The sequence below is a fragment of the Acidobacteriota bacterium genome, assembly GCA_030949985.1.
Taxonomy (GTDB): domain Bacteria; phylum Acidobacteriota; class Polarisedimenticolia; order J045; family J045; genus JALTMS01.
This window is the reverse complement of the sequence record JAUZRX010000105.1, coordinates 1-3,958: the sequence shown is the minus strand read 5'-3', so window position 1 is coordinate 3,958 and position 3,958 is coordinate 1. Positions and strand designations below refer to the sequence as shown.

The 3,958-nt window shown below is 62.9% G+C and carries 1 protein-coding gene; it reads left to right on the top strand.

Going from position 1 to position 3,958, the window contains the following annotated elements; all coding sequences use genetic code 11:
• Positions 1-264: 264 nt before the first annotated feature.
• On the top strand, positions 265-3,958 hold a 3,694-nt coding region (locus Q9Q40_14885), incomplete at its 3' end, for a hypothetical protein (GenBank protein MDQ7008504.1).

The window sequence follows — 3,958 nt, the reverse complement described above, 5'->3', positions numbered from 1 at the left end:
GAGCGCACCTCACCGATCGAGGGGCGTCGCAACGGGGTGCAGTCGCCCGGGGGCGGGATGCAACGCGGGGCGCGGGTCGGTAGACGGGGTGCCGTCCTGGGGGAAAGATGCTCGCCATGGCCCGCTCGTTCAGGGTAGATTCTCGCTGTCTGTCTGTCTGTCTGTCTGTCTGTCTGTCTGGCGCTGATCTGCGCCTGCATTCCTGACGCCCTGGGGGCGGCATCGCAGACCGAGGGCTACAAGCCCGATGCTGACAAGCACTTCATGGATAATAGAAGGGGCTACAAGAAGGACCACCTGTACTTCTCCATCGGTGGTGCTGAGGTGGATGCCTTCAACTTCCATTTCATGCTTAATCTCACCGAGCAGGTGGGATTCGGCCGCCCGGTTGACGGTGGACTCACGCTGCAGCTCGGGCGGGTCTACAACTCGGATATCTACACGGACAAGGTCTGGCAATGCGCGGAGCAGCCCTGTTTCTCTTCGGATCCGAAGAAACACGCCTACACCTACCTTTCCTTCCCACGCCGTAACGCAATGGGTCTCGGCTGGGAGTTTCACCTGGGCAAGATAGTGAAGAGAGACGGCGGTTTCTGCCGGGATCAGACGGGTTGCAGTACGGGGGGAGCACCGGGGCAATGGGCCTATATCGCTCCGGATGGCGGTTCATACGTGTTGTTTCTCGAAGCTGATGGCTCCTACGCTAGCCGGGACGGTGAATTCATCCGGGCGAGGTACTACAGCAGTGGTGGAGGAACCGGAGGTGATCAGTCCTGGTGGGAGGTCTGGCTAGCGGACGGGAGGGTCCTGGAACTCCAGCACCGGGTCACTGGCGAGAAGTTCAGGGAGATCGATACGAGTGGAGGGTGCGCGACGAATCGTCCCTATTTCATCGCGGGTCGGCCATCGACGGATCCGGTTGGAGGGACGGCGGAAAACCCCATCTACGAATACGACCGGCAGGATATCGGTTACTACGTCACCCGTATTCGCAATCGTGAGGAGATCGCCGGTCAACTGGCGGCGTATATCGATGTCGAGTATCAGGAAGCCCCTTTCGACTATGTGATTTCCAGGATCAAGGACTCCCACGACGGAGAGTCCGGCGCCCAGAGAGCGATAATCGTGACGATCGGCCTCGACCCGGCAGCCACAGGATTTGGCCACGTCGAACAAGTCTGCTTCCCGGGTTCTCCCGATGGTACGGGTGGTCATCTCTCCGCCTCCTGTTTCCAGTTCGAGTACGAACGCAAGGAGCTGACGATCCGGGGAACGGAGCCGCGGAACGGCGATCCAGCGCCGAGCTGGATCCAGCCTGTCGATTTGCTTCGAAAAGTGACGACCCCGGAGGGCTACGGGATCGTTTACGGGTATGCCGACAGCGATCCTTCGATAACCAAGTTCGAGCACAGGAACGGCAATGATTGGGGTGGCCGAATGGAACGCATCCACTATCCCTCCGGGAAGCTCGTGAAACTGACCTGGCAGCCGTTTCGTCACGAATGGAGAAAGCGCACGAGGGAGATCGGCAGTGGCCCTTGCGGTTGCATGATGAACTCCCGGATCTCCGATGCTTACTTCGTCGGGCTTTCCAAGAAGGAAGTGTTCGTCGATGGTGATGAGGCCAACACTGCGGCTTCCAACCACCAGACCTGGACTTTTTGGGTTGATGAGGACTCGCTGTTGCAGCGGGCGGGGCCCTCTGGACCGCTGATCACCGAGGTATGCGATGCAACGCAAGATGCGTGCAAGATGCGGGATCACTATTACGACGCCGAGAACTGGATGCGGGGCCCGGACGGCAACGAGGTTGCCATCCGCTATGACACTTCCAGCAGATTTGGGGACCTGGGTGATAGGAGGAACAGACCGGAAGACAGTGCCTATTTCGGTAAGCCGAAGGTTGAGTTCGACTATGCCGTCGCCGAGGATGGTTCGAGGAATCTGGTCCGCAAGGTCGAAAGATCGTGGCGCCACTCCTATTTCGATGAAAGCGGAGGTGAGCAGAGCCTGTGTACGTCGGTGGGCTACGCCGCACTCGAGAGCGAGAAGACGACTTATCTCGACGACGTGGTTTCCGGAGTGCCGACCGTCGTCGAGAGGCGGTCTGAGGACTGGGTAACCTGGGATGGCGAAGACTACCACGGTCGCTACGAGACGACCGTTCTCAGTGGCAACGGCGTTGGAAACTGGGAAAAGGTCGCCCACACCGACTACGCCATCGACAACGAGTCCTCGCCGGGCAACGCTTGCTCGGCGTCCCAGCAACTGATCGATGCCTGGCTACCTGGCGTGGTGGCGAGCCAGTGGGTGGGCACGCGGCCCGCGGGCGGGGGGGCGACCGATATCGAGACGCTCACCCAGAACGCCTACGACACCACGACCGGCAGGGTGCAGGCCAGCGTGGCCCGTCTCGATCCGGTCAGCATCACCATCGACGCTTGCGCCAATACTCTCGGGGCCATCGGGGAGCAGAGCGGCGACATCGTCACGCTTCTCGAATACGACGATGCCGGCAACGTCTCTCACCAGGGTGTGCGCTTCGGTGGCGCCACGGAAGAGGCCTTCGGCACGGATTTCACCTGGCAGTTCGGCGTGCAGGCGACGAAGAAGAACGTCGCGCTACCGTACTACGACTCCATCGCCACGGTGGACCCGGACACGAGCCTGGTGACGAAGGAGGAGATCTTCAGCACCCAGGCGGGCGATCCGCTGGCGATCTCGAAGACCTACGGCTACGACGCCCTGCGACGTCCCGTCATCGAGCAGGTGGGCGACCTGGCGGCGACCCACTACGAGTACCAGAACGAGTCCCTCGCCGACGGGCGCCAGCGCCTGAGGGCGATCCGCACCTGGCGCGGGGCCGGCGACGGCCTGACGGAGACCATCGAGCACTACGACTTCGCCGGCCGGGTGACGAAGAAGGAGAAGCTCGATGCCGACGGCAGCCGCGCCTACCAGCACGTGCGCTACGACGAGAAGGGCAGGGAGAGCTTCGTCTCGGAGTGGACGTCGAGCGCTACCGATGACGGCTCGCTGCCTGGTACGACCGAGGAATACACCTACGTCACCAACATCGACGGCACCGACTACGTGGTGGACGATCCCTTCGGTCGGGTACGCAAGGTGACCGGGCCTCTGGGCGAGGTGACCGAGACCGACTACTTCGGCACCAACAAGACCGTGACCGTGCGCGGCATCGCTACCGGCCAGCAGACCGAGCAGGCCCAGGATGCGGTGACCACCTACTACACCGACGGTCTCGGCCGCCTGGTGGCGGTGGACAGCGCCGAGGGCGCAGACGCGGTCTATGACTACGACGTCAGCGACAATCTGACCAAGGTCAACCTGGTCGATGCCCTGTCCATGGCGCCGACGGCGGACGACCGCTACGCCACGAGCAACGTGGACGAGCAGATCCGCACCTTCGCCTACGACGCCCTCGGCCGGCAGACCAGCGCCACCCATCCGGAAAACGGTACCTCCGAGACCCTGGCCTGGAACGAACTGGGCCAGCCCACCGAGACCCGGGACGCCCTGGGCGCCGCCTGGGGTCACAAGACGGTACTGACCTACGACGCGGCGGGTCGTCCGACCCGCATCGAGCGGCAGGCGGGTAGCGATTTCGCCTCCAGTCACACCCCCGGTGACAGCACCTGGGCCGCCAGCGGCTGGTCCACCACCGACAGCACGAGCTGCCTGGGCGAAAACGCCTGGTACATCGGCGATGCGAACTGCCACTACGCCCAGGCCGGCCAGCAGGTGGCGACCCTGGACTCACCGCAGATCAGCGGTGTACCCAAAGGAGCCGTTCTGACCTTCCGCATCTGGCGCCAGGTGAGGCAGACGGCGAAAGATGCCTCCGCGGTAGATCGCTTCCGCGTACTGGCTCGCAAGGTGACGGCGGATCCCTGGCCGGCCGGGGCGACGGAACTCTACGCCATCGACTCCTCCCAGA